The organism is Paraburkholderia caffeinitolerans, from assembly GCF_902859945.1.
Lineage (GTDB): Bacteria > Pseudomonadota > Gammaproteobacteria > Burkholderiales > Burkholderiaceae > Paraburkholderia > Paraburkholderia caffeinitolerans.
On sequence record NZ_CADIKL010000121.1, the window covers coordinates 1 to 805 of the forward strand.

The window sequence follows — 805 nt, forward strand, 5'->3', positions numbered from 1 at the left end:
GTGGTGGGCTTTCACGAGACCATGGCGCCCATCGCCACGCTCAAGACCCAGGCGATCTCGCTCGACCCGGCCAACCTGCCCGAGTACGCCATGCGCACCACGCTGCGCATGCTCGCGGCCATGGTGGCCTCGCTCGTCTTCACGCTGGTCTACGGCACGCTCGCGGCCAAGAGCCGGCGCGCGAGCCAGGTGCTGGTGCCGATCCTCGACATCCTGCAGTCGGTGCCGGTGCTCGGCTACATCTCATTCACTGTTACCTTCTTTCTCGCGCTGTTTCCCTCGCGCGTGCTGGGCGCTGAACTCGCGGCGATCTTCGCGATCTTCACGAGCCAGGCCTGGAACATGACCTTCAGCTTCTACCAGTCGCTGCGCACGGTGCCGCGCGATCTGGACGAAGTCTCGCGCAGCTTTCACCTCACGGGCTGGCAGCGCTTCTGGAAGCTCGAAGTGCCGTTCTCGATGCCCGGCCTCATCTGGAACATGATGATGTCGATGTCGGGCGGCTGGTTCTTCGTGGTGGCCTCCGAGGCGATCACGGTGGGCAACAACACGATCACGCTGCCGGGCATCGGTGCATACCTGGCGCAGGCCATCACGGAGAAGAACCTGCACGCGGTGGGCTGGGTGATTCTCACGATGACCGTGGTGATCCTGGCTTACGACCAGTTCCTGTTCCGCCCGCTGGTGGCATGGGCCGACAAGTTCCGCATGGAGAACACGGCTTCGGGCGACGCGCCCGAGTCGTGGCTGCTCGACCTGATCCGCCGCACGCATCTGATTCATCGGCTGCTCGTGCCGATGGGCT

Annotated in this window: 1 protein-coding gene; it reads left to right on the forward strand. The window is 64.5% G+C overall.

The window, feature by feature from the left end:
- Window positions 1–805: ABC transporter permease subunit (locus HV773_RS36540; protein WP_175198560.1), on the forward strand; the 805-nt coding region annotated here is incomplete at both ends.